Source organism: Helicobacter macacae MIT 99-5501 (assembly GCF_000507845.1).
GTDB classification, from domain to species: Bacteria; Campylobacterota; Campylobacteria; order Campylobacterales; family Helicobacteraceae; genus Helicobacter_B; species Helicobacter_B macacae.
In genome coordinates, this window is record NZ_KI669454.1 from 828,258 (window position 1) to 848,091 (window position 19,834).

The 19,834-nt window shown below is 40.7% G+C and carries 14 protein-coding genes; 6 read left to right on the top strand and 8 right to left on the bottom strand.

Features of this window, described 5'->3' with window-relative positions; genetic code table 11:
* Nucleotides 1–122: 122 nt before the first annotated feature.
* Nucleotides 123–1,028, top strand: coding sequence for a cysteine synthase A (cysK, locus tag HMPREF2086_RS03685; protein WP_023927425.1), 906 nt, complete (start codon nucleotides 123–125; stop codon nucleotides 1,026–1,028).
* A 363-nt stretch (nucleotides 1,029–1,391) separates the two neighbouring features.
* On the opposite strand, the gene HMPREF2086_RS03690 is transcribed toward cysK, so the two are convergent.
* The 5 genes from HMPREF2086_RS03690 to HMPREF2086_RS03710 form a co-directional block, all read right to left on the bottom strand.
* Nucleotides 1,392–4,385, bottom strand: coding sequence for a hypothetical protein (locus HMPREF2086_RS03690; RefSeq protein ID WP_023927426.1), 2,994 nt, complete (start codon nucleotides 4,383–4,385; stop codon nucleotides 1,392–1,394).
* Between the two features lie 36 nt (nucleotides 4,386–4,421).
* Nucleotides 4,422–5,549 (bottom strand): potassium channel family protein, encoded by a 1,128-nt coding sequence (locus HMPREF2086_RS03695; RefSeq protein WP_023927427.1) that lies wholly within the window; start codon nucleotides 5,547–5,549, stop codon nucleotides 4,422–4,424.
* Nucleotides 5,550–5,828: 279 nt separating this feature from the next.
* Nucleotides 5,829–6,020 (bottom strand): 50S ribosomal protein L28, encoded by a 192-nt coding sequence (gene rpmB, locus HMPREF2086_RS03700; RefSeq protein WP_023927428.1) that lies wholly within the window; start codon nucleotides 6,018–6,020, stop codon nucleotides 5,829–5,831.
* 161 nt (nucleotides 6,021–6,181) lie between these two features.
* Entirely contained in the window at nucleotides 6,182–7,033 is an 852-nt protein-coding gene (locus HMPREF2086_RS03705; RefSeq protein WP_023927429.1) for a hypothetical protein, read from the bottom strand.
* Nucleotides 7,034–7,066: 33 nt separating this feature from the next.
* Nucleotides 7,067–8,014: an outer membrane beta-barrel protein gene (locus tag HMPREF2086_RS03710; RefSeq protein WP_023927430.1), complete on the bottom strand. Its 948-nt coding sequence runs from the start codon at nucleotides 8,012–8,014 to the stop codon at nucleotides 7,067–7,069.
* Nucleotides 8,015–8,654: 640 nt separating this feature from the next.
* On the opposite strand from HMPREF2086_RS03710, the gene fliR reads away from it, so the two are divergent.
* Nucleotides 8,655–9,431, top strand: coding sequence for a flagellar biosynthetic protein FliR (gene fliR / locus HMPREF2086_RS03715; RefSeq protein ID WP_023927431.1), 777 nt, complete (start codon nucleotides 8,655–8,657; stop codon nucleotides 9,429–9,431).
* 180 nt (nucleotides 9,432–9,611) lie between these two features.
* Here the strand turns inward: fliR and miaB are convergent, their stop codons facing one another.
* Nucleotides 9,612–10,934 carry a tRNA (N6-isopentenyl adenosine(37)-C2)-methylthiotransferase MiaB gene (miaB, locus tag HMPREF2086_RS03720; RefSeq protein ID WP_023927432.1) on the bottom strand — a complete coding sequence of 441 codons (1,323 nt, stop codon included), beginning with the start codon at nucleotides 10,932–10,934 and terminating at the stop codon, nucleotides 9,612–9,614.
* 52 nt (nucleotides 10,935–10,986) lie between these two features.
* Nucleotides 10,987–11,259 (bottom strand): HP0268 family nuclease, encoded by a 273-nt coding sequence (locus tag HMPREF2086_RS03725; RefSeq protein WP_023927433.1) that lies wholly within the window; start codon nucleotides 11,257–11,259, stop codon nucleotides 10,987–10,989.
* A gap of 219 nt (nucleotides 11,260–11,478) precedes the next feature.
* Here HMPREF2086_RS03725 and nusA point away from each other — a divergent pair, with 219 nt between their 5' ends.
* Entirely contained in the window at nucleotides 11,479–12,840 is a 1,362-nt protein-coding gene (gene nusA / locus HMPREF2086_RS03730) for a transcription termination factor NusA (RefSeq protein WP_023927434.1), read from the top strand.
* Nucleotides 12,841–13,383: 543 nt separating this feature from the next.
* A complete protein-coding gene (locus HMPREF2086_RS10705) occupies nucleotides 13,384–14,175 on the top strand; it encodes an outer membrane beta-barrel protein (protein WP_023927435.1) in 792 nt (263 codons plus the stop codon).
* A 149-nt stretch (nucleotides 14,176–14,324) separates the two neighbouring features.
* Here HMPREF2086_RS10705 and gltS read toward each other — a convergent pair whose 3' ends face one another.
* A complete protein-coding gene (gene gltS / locus HMPREF2086_RS03740) occupies nucleotides 14,325–15,563 on the bottom strand; it encodes a sodium/glutamate symporter (RefSeq protein ID WP_023927436.1) in 1,239 nt (412 codons plus the stop codon).
* Nucleotides 15,564–15,831: 268 nt separating this feature from the next.
* Here gltS and HMPREF2086_RS03745 point away from each other — a divergent pair, with 268 nt between their 5' ends.
* Nucleotides 15,832–17,001 (top strand): agmatine deiminase family protein, encoded by a 1,170-nt coding sequence (locus HMPREF2086_RS03745; protein ID WP_023927437.1) that lies wholly within the window; start codon nucleotides 15,832–15,834, stop codon nucleotides 16,999–17,001.
* A gap of 9 nt (nucleotides 17,002–17,010) precedes the next feature.
* Nucleotides 17,011–19,827 carry a Kae1-like domain-containing protein gene (locus HMPREF2086_RS03750; RefSeq protein WP_023927438.1) on the top strand — a complete coding sequence of 939 codons (2,817 nt, stop codon included), beginning with the start codon at nucleotides 17,011–17,013 and terminating at the stop codon, nucleotides 19,825–19,827.
* Nucleotides 19,828–19,834 lie beyond the last annotated feature (7 nt).

Consider the following 19,834-nt stretch of genomic DNA (forward strand, 5'->3'; position numbering starts at 1 on the left):
AAAGCAAAATCAAAAGTGGCAAAAAGCAGATTTGGCAAGATATATTAGGATTTCTGTGATACACTTAGCGCGACTTTGGCAAATCTATACAAGCCAAAGAGCAACCACACAAAGGAGACATAATGAAAGTCTATGAAAATATCACCGACATCATCGGTAAAACACCAATCATCAGTCTAAAGCAAATCGCGCCAAACCTTTATGGCAAGTGCGAATTTCTTAATCCCAGCCATTCTGTCAAGGATAGAGCAGCGTATGCGATGATAGATGAGGCACTAAAAAGTGGCAAAATCAATTCTAGCACCACCATTGTAGAATGCACGAGTGGAAATATGGGAATCTCTTTGGCGATGATTTGCGCGAGCTTGGGGCTAAAAATAATCCTAACAATGCCAGAATCTATGAGCATTGAGCGTAGAAAAATGGTGCAACTCTTTGGTGCGAAGCTCGAGCTTACCCCAGCTAGCGAGGGAATGAAAGGTGCGCTTAATAAGGCGAATGAGATTTTGGCAAATACGCCAAACTCCTTTATGCCAAGCCAATTTAGCAACCTTGCCAACAAAGAAATGCACAAAAGAACTACCGCAGTAGAGATTTGGGACAGCTTTGGGGCGGATTTGGACTACTTTGTAGCGGGCTTTGGCACAGGCGGGACGATAAGTGGTGTGGGCGAAGTGCTCAAAGAAAAAAATCTAAGCGTAAAAATCATAGGTGTAGAGCCAGCTGCCTCACCACTGCTTAGCAAAGGGCAAGCAGGCGGGCACAAGATTCAAGGCATTGGGGCGAACTTTATCCCAGAAATCTTAAATCGCACCGTTATTGATGAAATAATGTGTGTAGAAAATGATGATGCTATCGCTATGGCACAAAAGCTCGGCAAAATCGGCATAATGGTCGGAATCTCCAGCGGTGCAAATGTGAGTGCAGCACTCCAAATCGCAAGAGCACACAGCGATAAAACTATCCTAACAGTGCTTAATGACACCGCAGAGAGATACCTAAGCACAGATTTGTTTAATACGCTTTAGTTTTACGCAAGAAGTTGCCAAGCCTTGATTTTGGGCTTGGCTTTGATTGTGCTTGCCACCAAAAAGTATTACTGCAAAACTTGCGGAATTTATCTTGTTTTTACACACAGGCTTATAAAACTTCCAAAATCACTGACTTCCAAAATCACGCATTGATACGCACGCAAAGAGGGCAAAATCTTAGAATCTCTATTCTTTCCCCCATTTTGACTACATTACGACAATATTTTGACAACCCTTATTTATATGGTAATGTTACGATAAACACATTTTTTATAATCGCTTTTTGGCAATCACATTTCAATCTGCGCTAAAAATCTATTATAGGAAATCCACTTGCTAAAAAAACCTCACTTAGATTTTTTAGGATTCTTTTTTGTATCTTTTTTTGTTAGATTTTGCTTTTGACTCTGCTTTGGCTTTTTTCTTAGCTTCTTTTTTAGGCTCTTTAGGCTTTTTCTCTTTTTTAGGCATTTTTTGCTTTTTTGGTTTTTGACTCTTTGGCTTACTTGGCGTAGCTCCTGCCTTGCCACCAAACCAATAGGCATATTTGAGATTCAAAGTAGTGGTTACACCATTAAACCTATCCTCCGCGCCCTTATCAAATTTGTTTGCATAGAGAAGCCCATCATAGCCCAAACTTAGCTCGTGGTTTTTCTTTATTAGCCAGACAAAATCAAGTGCGAGATTCCCATACGCAAGTGGCAAATTTATAACACCATTATCATCAAAAGCTCCGATGCTAAAGCGCGCCCTTTGTGTGCTAAATATATTGTATCTCACGCCTGCTTTGAAGCTCGTGCGAAACACCTCTCCCCACATTTTATAGTAGCGCACGCTAAAAGATGCTTGTGGCAAATGCCAAGAAATAGCGTTGTGCAGCTCATCTGCACCGATTTGCACAGGCTTTTTCATTGCCATATCAATGCTTGATAGCAAATCATAGCTAACCCCGATTTCAGGGGCTACATAGCTATTGTATTTGTATTGATAAAAAGTAATCCCTGTGCGCATTTCCGCACCCACACTCCACATAAGTGGCACTTTAGAAGCATTAGAAGCAGAGGTTAGCTTCACACTTTGCCCAGCCACCTGCATAGAAAATTGTGGGAAATCAACCCCACCACGAATATTGCCTTTGATAAATCCCTCCCAAGCCCTTTTGCGAAAGGCAAATGACTTAAAGTAGTGCACTCCTGCTTGCAAGGCATTTGTTTGGATTTTTGTATCTTGCCCAAGTAGCTTGGTGCTAGTATTTACAAACTCATAGCCCACATAGCCACCGATGATTCCCGCTGCTCTTAGATTTTTTTGCAAGCCCACAAGCGTGCCTCCCACCCACTCTATCGCATTTGAGCTGCCCATATCTGCATACGAGTGTGCGCTATAAGGCAGCACAAACACTCGATTATCCCTCCTACCATCATAAGGGATAAACATCGCATCTAGTTGGTCGATAAGCTCAAAATTATTATATTTTTTAAGATTTTGCGCCCTGCTTTGCTCTAAAGTCAGTTTTGCTACCTTTTGGCGCACTTTGTCGATAGAATCTTGGTTTTTTGAGCGTGTTAGTTTAGAAAACCTTTTGCTAGAATTTGTAAGCCTGCCCATATCCTCTTTTAGTGCTTTTAGCTGTGCTTCTTGCTCATAGTATCTATCGCTGTGAAATGTCTTTGTCGTCATCGTATCAAGGATATTTTGCGTCATCACACTTCTACGCATATAGCTTAGAGCAAGTGCGCGATACACACTAGAGCCTTGAGAAGTGCTGACATCTGCTTGGAGAAAAAATCCATTTGAGCCTTTTGTAAGCCTTACGCCTTGCCCTGCTGTGATATGAGTGCCATTGATGCCTGCTAGTCCGCTATCACCTTTAAGTATGAGATTTTCATACTTGTATTCTACGCCTTTTTGTGCTCCTTGCCCAATGTTTATTATGATACTTTGTGGCTTGACATTATGGGTGGTGAGAGAATCCGTGCTAAAAGATAGATGTTGTTCTCTTGTTGCGCTTTTATCTGTATTCCAAGTGTCGCCACTATTGATATTTAGGCTAATCCCATCTAGCTCAAGTCGCTCTACCTTTATGCCAATGTTGTTGCTACCTAGCAGGGCATTGCCCACGCCTTGCTCTATGCCATTTATGGTAGCTCTCTCACCTAGTCGTAGGGTTTTTATAGTTGTGGTGGTGGTGCTACTACCAGACTCAAGCCGCCCCAAATACGCACCAGAGCCAAAAACACTAAGTGTTTCCATATTTCCTGTGAGGATAAGCCTACCCACCACAGCACCTGCTCCCACTTCCACAGAGAGAGTTATAGGAGCATCTGCCCCAGACTTTTCATTGCGAAAATCAAACCAAGTGTTTGGTGCGCTGACATTGAGAAATCTTACATTGTGTCGCCTATCAGTCGAGTCATTCTCATTCTTTTTGAAATAAGCTATTATTCGAGAGGGACTTACTATGTAAGAGTATGTGTTTGCATTGCCTATGTAGTAGTTTGTCGTGCGATATTGTGTTGTTTGTGTTATGGTGGTTAAAAATGCTTTACCTGACAAATCGCTACCTGTAAATCCCGAAGTGATTGCGCCCTCACACCTTATATCTCGGGTAGAGGTAGCATTATTTTCTACAAAAGTGCAAATCGCCACAGCAGTATTTGCGCAAATCCCACTAGCTAAGCCTATTCCAAGCAATGATTTTGCTAGCTTGCGTGTAAGGAGGATAAAAGCTGATTGGCTTATTTTGTTGTCATATTTAGGTTTGGCGTAAATATCCACTTTGTTATATTGAGGTTTGGCACAAGCCAAAATATCCAAATGATTTTGTATTTTCGTGCTTATGCTTTCGGGCAGATTTGTATTTTTGGATATTTCGCTTCGCTCAATATGACAAACTGCGGAATTAGCAACTTTAAAAGCCCCCTCCCTTGCGGAGGGGGTTTGGGGGTGGGTATCTTTTGCATTGGAAAAAGAATGGAAAGATTCGTCATTGCGAGGCAGTGGCGAAGCCACAACGAAGCAATCCAAAATCTCATCATTACTAAAGAAACTGCGCTTTACTTGTTTTACTAAAGAAACTTCGGCTTCGCCTTGTTTTACTAAAGAAGCCAAAGGCTTTCTAAAGAAACTGCGCTTTGCTTGTTTTGTCACGCAAGTCTTTTGACTTGCTCGCAATGACGGAATGGTGTATTCGCTAGCAGTTGCCGACTTTGCTTGAGTTTTGGAGTGAGAATTTACCCACCCCCTAGCCCCCTCCGCAGGGGAGGGGGAACTAAGTATCAGTCGTGAACTACTCTCTCTCTCTCTCTCTCTCGTTTTGACATTGTGATACCTTTTTGGCAGACTTTTTTGCATTTACTACAACCCCTTTTGAAAAGATAAAACCCAAAATCAAATAAAATCAAGCTCCTTTGGCTTCTTGCTTTGCATTATGACTTTTCGTATCTCGCTAATCGCACTTGGCGTGCCTATCATTAGGAGTTTGCACTCGCTTGTGATTACCACATCTGCATCGGGCATAGTGAAGTATTTGCCGTCTTTTTGCGTGATACCTACGATAAAGACTTTTGCGATTTCGTTGAAATGCCCATCTTTTAGCTTGCGAAGCACAAGCCAACTATATCGTGGCACAAAGACTTCTTCTAAGTCAAGTCCTGTGTTGTTTTTGTAAGCAAATCTCTCAAGTAGATTTTGCATATCTGGGCGCAAAACCATAGCACTGATTCGCTGCGCCATAAGCTTGGGCGCAGAGATGACAATATCAGAGCCTAGTTTTTGGAGTTTGCCTTGCTGCTCCTCGCTGTGTGCGCTAGAGATGATATAAAGTGGTTTTCTATTTAGCTCTTGGGCAAATAGCTTAGATGATACGATGAGGGCGATATTATCAGAGAGATTTTTTGAGAATGTAACGATACCTCGCGCGGCAGATAGGTGGGTTTTTAGCATTGAAGTGGTTGATTGGGGGTCGCCTACGATATAGTATGGGTATCGATGAGAGATAGCCTCCTCCTCGAAGTTATCGCTATTATCCACCACGACAAATGGTATATGTGCTTCTCTAAATTGCTTGCTAAGCTCGATTGTGTATTCGTTGTGATAGCACACTACATAATGATTGCGCAATCTAGCGATATTATTTATCATTTTTCTCTCCTTTAGTATTCTAGTTAGCGTGCCTGCATTGACAATCCCTACGATAAAAGCCACGCTAAAAGTGATAATCCCCGCACCACATAGCATCAAAAACGCCGTAAAAAGTATCGCTAGTGGCGTGAAATTGCGCTCATTTAGCGCACCAAATCCCGTGTTGGTAAAAGTATAGGAGGATTGGAAAAATGCTTGCACGATTGAGTAATCCTCAAGCAAAAAATACCCAATCGTCCCCACAAGGATAAACACCTGAATCAGCACAAGAGGTAGGCGAAAGGCTTTAAACTGCTCATATAGCTGTGGGGATAAATCTATATCTGGTTTATTGGAGTTGCCCCATTTGATGAATTTTTTGATTTTACTAAGCAAGCTAAATCCTCGCTTTATTTGACTTGTGGATTTTGATGATTTGATAGATTTTGCTTATTTTGCTTGATATTTTTGGGCTTATATAACGAAGTGTAGATAAAGTTTTATGTATTTTAAGGATTTTTAAGAGTTTTGATTTTTTTTGCTTAGATTTTTTAGCTTGGACTTTTTATGCGGTTTAGACTTCGCTTGGCTTATACTTTACTTAATAAACCCTAGAATCTAAAACGACTTAGACTTGCTTAGATTCTAGGGTTAGATTCTAAGCAAGGATTTGCTTTAGCTATTGTGTTTTTTCATCGTTCGTAGTGTGGACGCAGCGACTTTCACTCGCACACTTGTGCCATCTTCTAGCTTTATGCGGATACTTCGCAAGTTTGGCAAGCTACGCTTTTTTGTTTTGTTGTTTGCGTGGCTTACATTGTTTCCTACCATTGGTCCTTTGCCTGTGAAAAAGCATTTTCGTGCCATTTTCTATCCTTTGTTTGAATTTGCCTTTATTTGAATCTGCTTAAAAAACAATCGCTTAAAACTTTTAAGCGCAAATAAAGGCGAATTTTAACAAAATTTTCTTGCAATCAAGCTTAAAACCTCACAAAATCCCCGCAAATATTTACACCAAAAGTATCGCCCTAAAATCCAAAGCCTATTTCAAGCATTGCCAAAATATTATTACTCGCAGGGTATTGCACATTTACGATAGCACCCGTTTGTCCCGCACCCGAAGTGTGTAGCAGTAGTTCGCTTTGCCCGATATAGCTATATCTGCCACTTACCTTTATGAAAAACAAAGCCTTATCAATTATGGGCATAGAGATTCCTATGCTTCCATTTAGTCCATATCCACTATCTTTGACTTCTGCGCGGTTGGCATAGGTCTGAGAGATATTGTAGTAGGAGTCAAATATCCACTTCGCGCCAAAGGCGTATTCTAGTGAAACTTTGCCTAGAGGGAATTTACCATCGATTTCTGCACCGATTCCGCGCGTCTGAAGTTTAAATCCATTGCCTTGCTCATAGTCTCTTCTATACTTTTCTGCTTCATACAAAAGGTTTATAAAAAATGGCATTCTCTGATTTGCCACATTAAACCCAGCTTTGATTGGCAAAATATAAAACAAATCCTCCATTTTGTTGCCATATAGTCTAAACGCACTTCCGCTAAGGTTAGAATCCCCAAGCCCGATTTTGACATCGGTAAGCACTTGTAGCCTCTCTTTGTCATCAGTGATTCTAGCATACGCCCCCACTAGCCAGCCATAGCTTGTGATTTTGGCATTAGTGCCACTATCAAGTCCATACCAGCCTCCAGCACTTGCGCGGATATTTAGGCATAGATATTCATTGCAGATTCCAAAGGCATTGCTTGATATAGCGCAAGTAAGCGTGCATATCGCTAGCAGTCTGCCCAAAAATGACTTTCGTCCAAAGCCTTGCACGCTAGAATCCTTGCTGATAGATTTTGCTGTTTTTGTTGTTTGCATTGTTTGCTCCTTAATTTTCATAGTCTTTACGCGCTATCGTCTATATGCAGAGGTAGTTCTAGGGTTGCCACTTCTAGCATTGTTAGTGCTTCTTGTGGGAGTGCCACCTCTTGCATTGCTTGCTCCCCTTGCATTGCTTCCACCTCTTGTGTTTGCTTGGCTTCTATTTTGAGTTGAAGACTTAGCGGTGGATTTTGCACCTCCCTTGCTAGCAGTTTTTGTGCTTGCAGGGGTTGATTGAGAGCTATTTCCTTTGCTTGTGTTTATGCTAAGCGTATAGCGGAAATACACTGCGTAGTTTGAAGTTGTGCTATGACGATAGCTTACAACCATTCCTAGTGTTTCTTGGCTTCTTTGATACAAAATATGCTCAAAAAACGGCAGACTTACACCTACTTCTATGCCATTGTATTTCATATAGTGTATGCGCATACCTAGATTTGCTCCCACATCTAGGTGGGTTTTTGCGATTGTTTGAGTGCCTTGCCGAGTAGCATTTAGTCTCCATTGCTCTTCTAGCTCGTTTATCCGAGCAGAATCATAAGTCTTGCCACCTATATAAAATCCCGCATAAAATCCCGCATCCACACTTGGCTTAGACACAGCATTTAGCAGCACATCAAATGCTCCACCATACGCCATAACGCTAATGTCTTGCTTTTGTTGCATATCATCGACAAAGCGTAGATTTGTATAAGTGAAATACCCGCCTAAGCGGAATCCAAACTTATCGCTGAAAAAATGCTTATAGCCAAGTATTCCGCCATATTGCATATCGCTTACATTCTTATCACTTGGATATTGAGTGAGTCCGTTTGTGCGGGTTTGCACTTTATACACCAAGTCGCCATAGCCTACTTGCAGTCCTGCAAACACCCCGCTTACTTCGGCATTTGCGACACTACACGCACCTGCAAGAAGTGCAGTGGCTAGATATTTGCCTATTTTTGTGCTTATCGTTTTGTTTATAGTCTTTCTCATAGAGATAGAGTCCTTTCGTATTTGGATAAACAACGACTATGGCAGAATCTACCTCACACACTTGTGCATAATCTCACACATATTTTGATTTTTATACAAGATTTTGCACGCATTTTGATTTGACTCATTTATATGCAAAATCTAACCAAATCTAGCAAAATCAAATTTATAGACTTTGGTGTGAAATCTTTGAGGTTTTATCCTATTATCTTGCCATTAACTCGTTATTTTGATAGGCATTGTAACGCGTTTTTTTTTTTTTTGTATGCAAAAAGCGTATTTTTTGAGTATTTTCCCCTGTAATTGTTACTATTGGTTACTTTTTGCACGAAAATTTTGAAAAATTTTTGATAAAAAACCTAAAAATAAATAGTTTTTAAACACAATTTTTTGCAAAAAATCACAAAAATCAGCAAAAATAAAAGGCACATACATTCATATTTTTTAAGATTTTTTTAATATAATGTCGCTTTGATAATTTTATAAAATCTTTGACAAGTTTAAAAAAAACAAAAACTACTAAGAGTGCTTCAAATTTTTGACAAAAAATTTTTGGCAGAAAAAGACAAAAATTTTGCCAAAGCAATCTTTAAAAGGTGATTTTGCTACCTCACACCACCACACCTAAAGGCGCGTAAAAATGGAATTTTTATCTTATCTAACCGATGGGAATGTAACGACATTTTTTTTACTTTTGTTGCGCTTTAGCGCGATTTTGGCGTTTTTCCCGTTTTTTGATTCCCAGCTTGTGCCTGTGAGTGTGCGCGGTGCATTGGCGTTTTTTCTCACTATCGTGTTTTTGCCTTTGGCGCATTCTCCTGCTGTGATTACCAATCTACCTGATTTGCTATATGCGGCATTTATGGAAGTCGCACTAGGGTTTATGGCGTCTTTGCTACTTCAAGTGGTGTTTAGCTCGCTTGCCATAGCAGGCGATACGATAAGTTTCTCTATGGGTATGACTATGGCAAGTGCCTATGACCCAAGCAGTGGCAACACCCGCCCAATCATCGCTCAAGTCCTCATTATAAGCGCACTTGTGCTAGCCCTCGTGCTAAATTTTCATCATCTAGTCTTGCAGTTTATCGCATATAGCCTTAAGATTTTGCCACTAGGAGAGGTGGCTTTCTCGCCCAATGTCATAAACTACATTATACGCGCATTTGGTGGAATGTTTGCGCTAGGGTTTGCTATGGCTTTCCCTGTGCTAGGCATTATTTTGCTATCTGATATCGTCTTTGGTATGATTATGAAAACCCACTCACAATTTAATCTTTTTTCTTTTGGATTCCCTATCAAAATCGGCATAGCACTTTGTGTGATAATCCTCATAGTCCCCGGGATTTTGTATCATTTCAAAACCGATTTATACGAAGCCTTTAAAGCAATGTCGATTATTTTTGACTTGGATAGATAGTTTTATATTAGGTAGTTTTTGGAGTTGCAAAATATTTGCCAAAATTTGCCTAAAAATCCACTGCAATGAGTGCAAGATAGCGATTTTCATTTCATAGTTAATTTTATCTGTGGCGAAATGTGGCAAGAAATTATCATAAATAAAATCTAAAATATGGCATTTTAGGAAAATATAAAATCTCTAGCTCAAAATCTCGCCATATAGACTTCCACCCTCATTGTGGCTTACTCGCACTCGTGCAAAATCCCCGATATTTAGCTTCACTCCTTGAATGTGTAGCAAGCGATTATTATCGCTTCTACCCTCACTAAAGACTTGCGTTTCATCTGCATAAGTATTTTCAATAAGCACTTCATAGACTTTGCCTATCTCGCCTTGTGCGATTTCGCGCAAAATCTCTCTATGTCGATTTTGCAATGCGCTTAATCTCTCTTGGGCTACTTGCTTTGGGATAGCATCTACTTCCCCCCAAGAGTGCGCAAGTGTGTGCGGACGAGGCGAGTAGATAAAGCTATACATCGTATCAAATCGCACACTCTCTAGCACTTCTAGTGTTTCTTTGAAGTCCCTATCACTCTCACTAGGAAAGCCTACGATAATATCTGTGCTAATGGTTAGCTCTGGCATAAGTGAGCGCATTTTTAGCGCGCGCTTGATATACCACTCTTTTGTATAGCCTCGCTTCATTTTTTTTAGAATCGCACTAGAGCCACTCTGAAGCGGGATATGGATAGATTTGCAGACTTTTTTATTCCCCGCAAACTCTTCTATAAACTCATCATCAAAATGCAGTGGGTGGGGCGAAGTAAAGCGAATGCGCTCTATGCCATTTACTTCGCTTAGTAGTCGCAAGAGTTTGGGGAAATTTATGTCTTTATATTTGGATTCTAGCTCGGTAGAAAATCTAACCCCATAGTTATTGACATTTTGTCCAAGTAGCAAAATCTCTTTGACACCATTTTGAGCTAGCTTACTTGCTTCATTTAGTAGCAAATCTGGCGGGATAGAAATCTCTTTGCCCCTAGTGTGTGGGACTATGCAGTAGGCACAGGACTTATCACAACCGATAGAGATATTTAGCAATGCTTTGATTTTGCTTTGTCGCACACTCTCAAACGCATACAAACTATCATCATAATCAAGCGCGACTTCTACGGCTTTGTCTTGGTGGATAACCTGCGTGATTTTGGAGATATTTCGCGCTCCTAGCACGAAATTTACACTTGGGGCTTTTTTTATGATTTCTTTGCCTAGATGACTTGCAGTGCAGCCACAGATACCGATTTTGGCATTTGGCTTTTTGATTTGGGTGTATTGCCCGATTTCAGAAAACAGCCTGCGCTCGGGCTTTTCGCGCACCGAGCAGGTGTTTATCAAAATCAAATCCGCCTCTTTTGGCTCATCTGTGAGTGTGTAGCCCTCTTTTGATTCTAGCTCGGCTATGATATGCTCGCTATCGCGTTCATTCATCGCGCAGCCAAGTGTTTGGATAAAAAGTTTCATTGCAAATTCTAATCAAAATCTATTTTTTAGCGCACAAGCGCAATTCCAAAACCTAAATAATGCGAAATTCATAAATCATATCCGCGCTATCTAGTCCGTATCGCACTTCTCCCATATAGACGGTTTTGCCTTTTGCTTCTATGAGTGCTTTTGCTTTTTTTAAGTCTTTGTCCTTACAGCTTCTATCAAAGTATAAAATCTGCATACCCTCTTTTGATTCCACTTCATTTGCCAAATCCTCTATGACAATGCTAGTTGTTTGAGGTTTCGCCTGTCCTTTTGCCAAAGTCTGTCCTAAGTCCATTGATGCGAGTTTTAGCTCCATTTTTTCTCCTTAACGCGTTTTGTTTTCGCGCTTAAATTTTCGCGTTATTGTAACGAATTTGCCTTAAATTTTTGTTATAATCACGGAATTTGCAAAAGTTTTTGCTATGTTTTGATACTTGGATTTTTCAAGGATTTTATCCAAACTATTTCAAACAACGCATAAAATCTAACAATTATCACAATCCACACACAAGCACAAGCTAAAAGGACTTACAAAATGGAAAAGATTTTAGACATTATTGAGCTTCTTGCGCACGAGAGGGGACTAGAGCCAGCGGCTGTCTCTCAAGTAGTCAAAGAAACGATTATAAAAACAGCAAAAAAACAATTTGGCGAGGAGCTAAACTATATCATTGAGGAGGACGAAAAAGAGCGCGATTTTAGGCTTATCCACGCTGTGATTGTGTGCGCTGATGATGATGAGAGGGCGAGTAAGGATTCCCAAAACTTTATTAGGATTTCAGAGGCAAAAAAAAGCGCACCAGATATAAGTCTAAATGATGAAATCCACTACGAAATAAGCCTAGAAAATATGAGTAGAAATGCAGTAAATTCACTTTTTTCAGACCTCGGATACAATATCCAAAAAACTATCGACAATCAGCTATACACCACGCTAAAAGCGATGCAGGGCAAAATAGTCAGCGGACAAGTCATCGCCATAGATGATGCCCAAAACACGCACATAGAGATAAAAGAATCCGCTAGCGAAGTTCGTGCCATACTTCCGCTAAAAAATCGCATAAAAGGCGAAAAGTTTAAAATAAATGACACGGTAAGCGCGATTTTGCGTAGTGTGAAGTTTCAAAAAGACGGCGTGAGGCTAGAGATTTCGCGCACCACACCTAGAATGCTAGAAGCCCTCCTAGAAAACGAAGTCCCAGAAATCAAAGACGGCGAAGTGCTAATCCACAAAAGTGCTAGAATCCCGGGCGAAAGGGCAAAAGTAGCACTCTACACTGCCAATCCTAGAATCGACCCCATAGGCGCGACTGTGGGGACAAAGGGCGTGCGGATAAACGCCGTAAGTAGGGAGCTAAATGGCGAAAATATTGATTGTATCGAATACAGCGAAGTAGCTGAAATGTTTATCGCTAGGGCATTATCCCCTGCGCAGATTTTGGGGGTAAAAATAGAAAAAGCCCAAGAAACACAAAGTGAATCACAAAATGAAGCCCAAGAATCTAGCGATTCTAGGCAAAATAGCAAAAATGACAAAAAAAGCCCAAAAGCAAAAGTCCTAATCGCTACCGACCAAAAAAGCAAAGCTATCGGTAGAAGCGGGATAAATATCCGTCTAGCGTGTATGCTTACAGGCTATGATATAGAGCTAGAGGAAGTCGGCAAAGAAGCACCAAAAGAAGCCACACAAGAAGAATTGCAAGAATCTACTCAAGCTAGCGAGCTAATAGATTCTGCAGATTTGACAAAAGAGGAGCTAGAATCTAGCCTAGAGTCTAGCGCACAAGACACAAAACCAAAAGAGCAAGCAAAAGAATCTCAAGCAAGTGATTCTAGTGAATCTAGCGATTCTCAAAAAGTCGGCAAAGACGCCTTAGAATCCCTCTTTAAGCAGTAGTTTTACGCGTAAAGTCTTAAGTGTATTTTGCTATTTTAATCATTTGGAATTTTATTATTTTGGCATAGATGAAATCTTTTGTGCTTATGCGATTTTGTGCTTTGCACGATTTTTGTATCCTGCACAATTTTGCGTCTTGTGCGATTTTTGCGCTTCTAAAATCACGCAAGTGATTTTACAAAAAAAACTTTGCAAAACTTTACCCCACTCTTTTTTAGATTTTGCATATTGCGTTTAGTCGCACATAAAATTTGTATGCTATAATTCCCCTTGCGCTAGATTTTGCTAATCTTGCTTTATTTTTACGAGCAATCCAAAGATAATATAAAGCAATAACGCAAACTATCTGCGCAAAAATCTAAAACACAAAGGAAACACAATGGATACAACAATGTCCTACACGCATTTACAACAAAAGTGCCAAACAAGCACAAAACTGCGCTTTAAGACGCGATTCCTCTCTCTCTCTCTCTCTCTCGTAAAATAGCTAGCATAATTTCTGTCCTAGCACTTAGCATACTTACACTTACTTCTATTGCCTCAATGCTTCAAGCACAAACCCCCCAAAATCCACAAAGCACTGATGAGAAAATCAAACAGCTTGAAAAGGAACTGCGACTCTTAGAGCTACAAAAGCAAATTGACCAAGCCAAAAAAGAACAATCTAGCAATAAGCCAGCTGATAAGGCTACTGATGATTCTAGCGCGACAAGCCCTGCGCAATCCACACAAAACACACCGCAAAAACCTGCCAAGCACTATGATTATGGCTATGACCGTAGTGGTTCATTTGTAGGAGTAGAGCTAGGCTATGGCGAGCTGCTTAGTTCAACTTCAGCTGCTGCTTATAAGGAAAAAGATGGTGGCTTCAAATACGGACTACTGCTAGGCTACAATAAATTTTTTGTCAAATACTTTGGTATCCGCTTTTATGGAAATGCCAATGTTACTCAAGTCAAAGATAAAGCAAGCAGTGATTGGCTATTTCGGCTAAACTATGGTGTAAATCTCGATGCAATAGCAAACTTCCTTGCCACAGATTATGCTGATTTTGGTGCGTTTGTAGGACTAGGAGTGGGTGGGCAGACTTATTTTTTCACAGGACAAAATAAAGAAGTTCTTGATGCTTTTGAATCTGCGGGCGGAAAAGTTAGTTATACTAGCGTTGATGTCGGGCTAAATGTGGGCTTACGCACAAATATCGCTAAACATTTTGGCATAGAAGTAGCCGCTCGTGTGCCTTTTATCAAGCATAATTTACTTGATGAGTCTAAAGGTGCGTATGTGTTGCAAGAAACTTATAGCATTTCTGCTAGGCTTTTGTGGAATTATTAGCGATTTTTAAGCCACGACTTGCTTTTGCGCTACGCATTTGCAGTGCACTTTTATAGGCGTTGTAAATGTGTAGTGTGGCAATGCCTTTAGCAAAATCTATCTTTGCTCTTTCATTGTCGCTTCTGCTAAATTTCTTTAATTTTCAACATTTACCCCACAATAAGGCTTAAGCTCCCCTGTATCACAAGCGCGTTGATAATGTCGATAAAAAACGCGCCCACCAAAGGCACGATGATAAAAGAAATATGGCTTGGTCCATAGTGTGAAGTAACCGTTTGCATATTTACCATAGCCGTAGGTGTCGCGCCAAGCCCAAATCCACAATGCCCCGCTGCTAGCACAGCCGCATCATAGTCTTTCCCACAGAATTTAAATGTTACAAACACCGCATATAGCACCATAACGACAGCTTGTGTAGCAAGAATAACCACCATAGGCAGTGCCAGCGAGACAAGCTCCCACAGATTTATCGTTATCATCGCAAAGGCAAGAAAAAGCGAGAGGCTTACATTCCCGATTACAGAGACTTCCCTGTCAAATACTTGGTGGATTTTAAGCGCGCTTAAAACATTTCGCAAAATCACCCCGCAAAATAGGCAATACACGAAAGTCGGCAAGTTGAAATCCTTTATGTATTGTATGTCAAGCTCTGCTAGATAGCCCCGCTCAAAGCCCTTAGCCAAAGTGCCTACAAACAGACAAATAGCAATGAGAGCTAGGGATTCTATGAAGCTTACAGAAGTGATGAGTCGCTCTTTTGTAGGGGCTTCAAAGCCGTGTGGATTGTCATCTTGGACTTTATCGGGGGTTTTTAGTTTGTAGTGCTTTACCAAAAACCGCGCCACAGGACCACCGATAATCCCACCCATAATAAGCCCAAAAGTCGCGCACGATAGTGCCACCTCCGTAGCCGCGCTGAAGTTATAAGGCATAGATTTGAAAATATCTGCCCACGCTACACCCGTGCCGTGCCCTCCACTCATAGTGATAGAGCCACCAAGTAGCCCCACAAGTGGATTTACACCCATTGTGTATGCCGCGCCAATGCCGATGAGGTTTTGCAAGATAAGCAGTCCGCAAACTATCACAAGAAAAATCCCAAGCAATCTCCCGCCTTTTTTGAGCGAGGCAAAATCCGCACTAAGCCCCACAGAGGTAAAAAACGCTAGCATTAGCGGGTCTTTTAGCGAGGATTCAAACTTTAGCTCTAAGCCTGCAAATTTATACACGCCAAAAATCACAACCGTAGCGATAAGCCCGCCCACGACAGGTTCCGGGATATTGTAATCTTGCAAAACTTTCACACGAGCGATGATAAATCGCCCCAAAATCAGCACCGCCACCATAACAACAAGCGTGGAGTAAAAATCAAAGTGAAAAGTATTCATCATGAGCCTTTTAGAAGTGTTTAGTGTGTGTCGCGACTAGATAGACGCGAAGTTTTAGAAATGCAAAAAATACGAGCAATGATTATAGCATATTACATTGACTTAAGTGCTATGCAAAATCTGCTATAATGTAGCCTTGTTTTAGTAGAAATATTTTCATACTTTAGAGTTGCTTTTAGTGCGAAAATGGCTTTGTAAAATCATAGTTTGATAAAATCTCACTTCTTTGATAAATCAAAAAAACCACATTCTTGCTTAAGGAGAATCTATGCAAAAAAAATCATCACACCTATCATATCAAACAAAAAAATCACAAAAATTACAAACACGAAAAAACCGCTTAAAAGCCGAGTGGGAAAAGCAAAGAGCGATTTTGCTTTCATTTCCCCACGAAAATAGCGATTGGGCTAGTCATATAGATGAAGCAAGAGCGTGTTTTGTGGAGATTATCAAAGCAATTACGCAGTTTGAAAAAGTCATCATTTGCCTAGATACGCAGGATTTGCAAGGGTTTGCATTTTTGCAAAACGAGTTTGCTAGTGATTTTGCAAAATCTACGACAAAAAACTTCCATACCCTATCTTTTAGCACACTAAAACTTAGCCAATCAATCACAATCGCATTTGTGCCGACAAATGACACTTGGGCGCGGGATTTTGGTGTGATAACTTTGTCATCACAAAGTCCCAAAAAACCACCAAAAAATGTTTTGCTAAATTTTTGCTTCAATGGCTGGGGGCTAAAATATAGCGCGAATTTTGACAACCAAATAAACGCAAATCTAAAAAAAATGAAAATCCTAAAAGACACTATGCGCACGATAGATTTTGTGCTAGAGGGCGGTAGTATCGACACAGATGGGGCAGGGACTTTGCTTACTACAAGTGCTTGCTTACTTGAGCCAAACCGCAATCCAAGCCTAAGCAAATCCCAAATACAATCCAAACTCAAAAAAACGCTAGGCATAAGCCGAGTTTTGTGGGTGGATTTTGGGTATTTGCGTGGCGATGATACAGATAGTCATATCGATATGTTAGCGCGATTTGTAGATAGGCAAACTATCGCTTATGTGGGTTGTGATGATATAAATGATGAGCACTATGAGGAACTAGCAAAAATGCAAGCCCAGCTAAAATCCTTTCGTCAAAAAAACGGCAAACCCTACAAACTTATCCGCTTACCCTTTGTAAGCGCGATATATGAATCTAGTGATGATAGTGCAAGCGGCGACAAAAAAGAGAGATTACCCGCGAGCTATGCAAACTTTTTGTTTGTAAATGGTGGGCTACTTGTGCCAACCTATGATGACAAAAACGACAAAAAAGCAATAGAGATTTTATCAAATGCACTGCCTCATTTGCGCGTGGTGGGGGTAAATGCCCGCACGCTTATCAAATGGCACGGAAGTTTGCACTGCATAACTATGCAGCTTTATTAGTAAAAGCAAATGCTAAAAATTCACTGCAAAGGAATCACTCAAGGGGTTGGATTTCGCCCATTTGTCTGCACTTTGGGGAATGATTTGGGGCTACGCGGAAGTGTGGCAAATGTCGGTGGCGATGGGATAATCTATGTAGATTTGCCTTATACTTGGGAAAATCTAAGCGAAAATCTAGCAAATCAAAAAATAAGCGCGACAAAAACAAATGTGGCAAAAAAAAATGTAGCTAAAAGCTTTGCAGAAAAGAATTTTACAAAAAAGAAGTTTGTGGCAAAAAGGTTTGTGCGATTTTTTGTGCTAGATTTGGATTTCTCTCTTGTGCTTTTGTCTCCTTTGCACTCTTTAGGCTACTTGCGTGATAGAGATTGTGCAAATGGTGCTAGCAAAGATTGCATTAGCATAGATTTTAGCGCGTTTTTTAGCGCGTTTTTTGCCTCTTTGCCTACAAATGCCAAAATCCACTCCATAAGTATTTCTTATCTTTGTGAGGAGGACTATCATCAAGTGCGAAATGCGCACAAATCTAACCCAAACTCTAGCTCCAAACCCACTTCCAAATCTGCCCCAAAATCTATCCAAACTCGCAACAATGATTCCAAGCAAAATCCAAAATCTAGTTTTGAGATTTTGGATTCTATCCCTGCTTTTTTTTTGCTAGATTCTAGCATTCCGCAGGATTTAGCCACTTGCAGGGATTGCTTAAACGATATTTTTTGCCCTACTTCTAGGCACTATCTCTATCATCTCATTTCTTGCACAAATTGTGGTGGGCGATACTCGCTTATCAAATCTCTGCCATATGATAGAGAAAACACAGCGATGAGCAAGTATGAAATGTGCCAAAAATGCAAGCAGGATTATGCAGATATGCAAAGCAGATTTTTCCACGCTCAACCTATCTCGTGCAATGATTGTGCCGTGCCTATAAGGCTTTATGAGGGTAGAGAGATTATCTCAAAAGATAGAGATACATTTGATATGCTAGTAGCACTTTTGGATTCTGGTAAGATAGTTTGCATAAAGGGTTTAGGTGGGTTTGCGCTTATCTGTGATGCGACAAATGCTAGTGCTATCGCTACCTTGCGTGAGAAGAAAAATCGTCCAACCAAGCCATTTGCCATAATGGCAAAAGACATAGCCACCGCACAAAAAATCGCAAATCTAAACAAAGCAGAATCTAGTGCGTTGTGCGAGCCAAGCGCACCTATCGTGCTAGCTTGGCAAAACAAGCAAAATCCACTAGGCTTGGCTTTGGAGCAAATCGCACCAAATCTATCCACTATTGGAATCTTGCTTGCAAACACGGCGTTGCATCATATTTGCTTTAGCGTGTTTGGTAAGCCCATCATCTACACAAGTGCGAATCTAAAAGGCGAGCCAATCATCACAAACCTGCAAGAAGCCCAAGAAAAGCTAGAATCTATCACAAGATATTTTTTGGACTTTGAGCGTGAGATTTATAACGGCATAGATGATAGCATACTGCGCTTTATCGCTGGGGATATGCGCCCTATTCGCTTAGCTAGGGGAAAGACACCGCTAAATTTTGCACTGCCAAATCTACAAAATAATCCACAAAATCAAACACCGCCACAAAAATCAATAAACTTGCAAAATCAAATTTCCCCACAAAATTTGCAAAATCCAAAATCTTACACTCAAAAAGCAGATTCTACCCAACGCCCCAAAAGTGGCACAAAAGATGAGATAAAAATCCTAGCTTTTGGAGCGCAAGATAAAAGCACGCTTTGTTTTTGTGATGAAAAGCGATTTATGCTAAGCCCTTATATCGGGGATTTATCTAGTGTGGCTACGCAAGAAAAATTTATCACAAATATGGATTTTTTTGCTCTTGTATATGACTTCTCGCCACGCGTGCTAGTGAGTGATTTTCACCCACGCTATGAGAGTGTGAAGCTAGCAAAGCAAATTAAAGAGGAAAATTACTCCACCACAAAGCATTTGCAAATCTATCATCATCACGCGCATTTGTGTGCGATTTTGGGCGAGGTGGCTAGTAGTGTAGATGAGGAGATTTTGGGGATTATATGGGATGGGAGTGGGCTAGGGGAGGATAGCAGTATTTGGGGAGGCGAGTTTTTGTTTGGTGGGTTTGGTGGTGTGCGTAGGGTAGGGTATTTTGGGGAGTTTTTTCTCTATGGTGGGGAAGTAGCGATAAAAGAGATTTGGCGTGTGGGATATGCTCTAAGCAAGCTATGTGGACACGAAAAAATGGTAGCCAAATACGAAGCAGAAGTGATTTCAAAAGAGATTTTGCCACTGCTAAAAGTGGCTATCCAAAAGGGCATAAACACACACAAAACCACTTCGGTAGGCAGGCTATTTGACGGCGTAGCAAGCCTACTTGGAATCCTCCAAAACACACGCTACGAGGGCGAGAGTGGTGCACTTATAGAGGAGCTGTATTATCAGTGCCCTAAGCTAGATTTTAAGCCCTACACTTTTTGCTTGCAAAATGGTGTAGTAAGGCTAGAATCTTTTATTTATGAAATCTGTGAGGATATATGTTTGGGCGAGCCTTTGCCACATATCGCTAGGAGGTTTATCCACACGCTTAGCATTATCGCACTAGATTTTACAAAAGAGTTTTTAGGAAGCACGACAAGTGAAGCAAAATCTAGCACCAAGCAAATAAAAGTCGGCTTTAGTGGCGGCGTGTTTCAAAACAAGGCATTGTGTGAGGAAATCCACGCGCTATTTTCACAAGCAAAGATTCCGCATTTTTTTCACACTATTGTGCCGACAAATGATAGCGGGATAAGTTTCGGGCAAGCAGCGTTTGGGCTATATGGCAAGCACTAGGCTAAAT

Excerpts from the sequence above, each read along its gene's own strand:
- cysK (WP_023927425.1), top strand. The coding sequence starts at position 123 with ATGAAAGTCTATGAAAATATCACCGACATCATCGGTAAAACACCAATC.
- HMPREF2086_RS03690 (WP_023927426.1), bottom strand. The coding sequence starts at position 4,385 with ATGCAAAAAAGTCTGCCAAAAAGGTATCACAATGTCAAAACGAGAGAG.
- rpmB (WP_023927428.1), bottom strand. The coding sequence starts at position 6,020 with ATGGCACGAAAATGCTTTTTCACAGGCAAAGGACCAATGGTAGGAAAC.
- HMPREF2086_RS03705 (WP_023927429.1), bottom strand. The coding sequence starts at position 7,033 with ATGCAAACAACAAAAACAGCAAAATCTATCAGCAAGGATTCTAGCGTG.
- HMPREF2086_RS03710 (WP_023927430.1), bottom strand. The coding sequence starts at position 8,014 with ATGAGAAAGACTATAAACAAAACGATAAGCACAAAAATAGGCAAATAT.
- fliR (WP_023927431.1), top strand. The coding sequence starts at position 8,655 with ATGGAATTTTTATCTTATCTAACCGATGGGAATGTAACGACATTTTTT.
- miaB (WP_023927432.1), bottom strand. The coding sequence starts at position 10,934 with ATGAAACTTTTTATCCAAACACTTGGCTGCGCGATGAATGAACGCGAT.
- HMPREF2086_RS03725 (WP_023927433.1), bottom strand. The coding sequence starts at position 11,259 with ATGGAGCTAAAACTCGCATCAATGGACTTAGGACAGACTTTGGCAAAA.
- nusA (WP_023927434.1), top strand. The coding sequence starts at position 11,479 with ATGGAAAAGATTTTAGACATTATTGAGCTTCTTGCGCACGAGAGGGGA.
- HMPREF2086_RS10705 (WP_023927435.1), top strand. The coding sequence starts at position 13,384 with ATGCTTCAAGCACAAACCCCCCAAAATCCACAAAGCACTGATGAGAAA.
- gltS (WP_023927436.1), bottom strand. The coding sequence starts at position 15,563 with ATGAATACTTTTCACTTTGATTTTTACTCCACGCTTGTTGTTATGGTG.
- HMPREF2086_RS03745 (WP_023927437.1), top strand. The coding sequence starts at position 15,832 with ATGCAAAAAAAATCATCACACCTATCATATCAAACAAAAAAATCACAA.
- HMPREF2086_RS03750 (WP_023927438.1), top strand. The coding sequence starts at position 17,011 with ATGCTAAAAATTCACTGCAAAGGAATCACTCAAGGGGTTGGATTTCGC.